This is a genomic window from Pseudomonas sp. P5_A12, from assembly GCF_056400685.1.
The window spans coordinates 1-1,922 of record NZ_JBFUKU010000528.1; the positions used below are offsets into that span (position 1 = coordinate 1).

Here is a 1,922-nt window from a genome sequence, read left to right on the forward strand (position 1 = left end):
GTTCAGCCGCGCCTGGCAAGACAACTACGGCAGCGAGGTCGATGAGCAAACGCTGAAGGACTTTGCCGAACTGTTACAGGACGTGCAGATGGAGAGCGAACAGCCATGAAGATTCTCGCGATCCGCCTGAAAAACCTTGCCTCCCTGGCCGGCCCCTTTGAGATCGACTTCACCGCTGAACCCTTGGCCAGCGCTGGATTGTTTGCAATCACCGGCCCCACCGGTGCCGGTAAAAGCACCTTGCTGGATGCCTTGTGCCTGGCGCTGTTTGGCGCCGTGCCTCGTCTGAGCAATGCGCAAGTGTCCGCCAAAGCGCCGGACGCCGATGGCGAAATCAGCACCGGCGACCCGCGTACGCTGTTGCGACGCGGCACAGGTGAAGGCTATGCCGAAGTGGATTTCGTCGGCATCGATGGCCGTCGCTACCGCGCGCGTTGGGAAGCCAATCGCGCCCGGGAGAAAGCCGGCGGCAAGCTGCAAGCCAGCCGCCAGAGTTTGCGCGACATCGATCAGGATCAACTGCTGGCCAGTCAGAAAGTCGAGTTCAAAATTCAACTCGAATCCGTACTGGGCCTGAACTTCGAGCAGTTCACCCGCGCCGTGCTGCTCGCCCAGAGCGAGTTCAGTGCCTTCCTCAAGGCCAACGACAACGAACGCAGCGAACTGCTGGAAAAGCTCACCGACACCGCGCTCTACACCCGCCTCGGTCGCCGCGCGTTCGACAAGACCAAAGAAGCGCGTGAAGCCCACAAGCTGTTGCAGGACCAGGCCACCGGCGTGACACCACTGGCGCCCGAAGCCCGCGCCGAACTGGATGAGCGCTTCAATGAGGCGCAGCAGCAACTCAAGACGCAGCAGGCGCAACTCAAGCAGCTTGAGCTGCAACACACCTGGCTCAAAGACCTGCGCCAGTTGCAGGACGAGCAACTGAGCGCCACTGAACAATTGACCGGCGCGCAGCAGCATTGGGACAGTCTGGTCGGTGAACGCCTGAAACTGACGCGCCTGGAACAGTTGGCCCCGCAACGGCATCAGTTCGCCCGCAAAACTGAACTCACCGCTCAGCTCACACCGCTGGCCACGCAGATWCAGCAGCACACGCAACAGCAACAAGAGCTGACAGAGCGCCAGACTCAACTCGAACAAAGCCTGAGCAGTGCCCATACTGCGTTGACCGAAGCGCAACATCATCACACCCAAAGTGCGCCGTTGCTACGCCAGGCCTTTGAAGCGCAAAGCACCCTCGCCCGCCTGGTCAAGGACACCAGCCTCAGCGCCGATCTGAAGCAGCAAGCAGAACTGGCCTGCACTCAGGGGCAGAGCACCATTCAAGGGTTGCTGGACCAGCAGAAACTCGTTGCCGAACGCCTGCAACGCATCGCCGGGGAGCTGGAACAAAGTACACCGCTGGCGCCACTGAGCGAGGCATGGAACGCCTATCGCGATCGTCTGCAACAGCTGATGGTGATCGGCAATCGCTTGAACAAGGGGCAGGCCGAAATGGCCGACCTGGAGCAAAGCGCAGCAGGCGCCGCCGAAGCGCTGGCCGCGCAAAAACAGCAACTTGAAGTGCTCTACAAAGAGGCTGGTGCCGAACCTGAAGCGGTGGCTGAACAGATCCAGTTGCTTGGCAATCTGTTGCAGGACAACCGCAAGCAACTGCGGGCTTTCGAAGAACTGACACGACTGTGGGCCAGTCAGCAGGAACTGGACCACCGCGGCGCGGAGCTTCAACAACGCCAGCTGGGCGCTCAGCAAGAACGCGATCGCCTGACCCAGGACGGGGTAAAAACCAAGAACGAACTGAGCATCGCCGAACAGACCCTGACCGTTACCCGCGAACTGCTGGAACGTCAGCGTCTGGCCCGCAGCGCCAGCGTCGAAGAATTGCGTGCGCAGTTGCAGGACGACCAGCCGTGTCC

Annotated in this window: 1 protein-coding gene; it reads left to right on the forward strand. The window is 61.0% G+C overall.

All coding sequences use genetic code 11. The features are described from left to right. Positions 1-105: 105 nt before the first annotated feature. Positions 106-1,922, forward strand: a 1,817-nt coding sequence (locus AC1DSG_RS30760; RefSeq protein ID WP_477794232.1) for an AAA family ATPase, incomplete at its 3' end; no start/stop codon positions are given.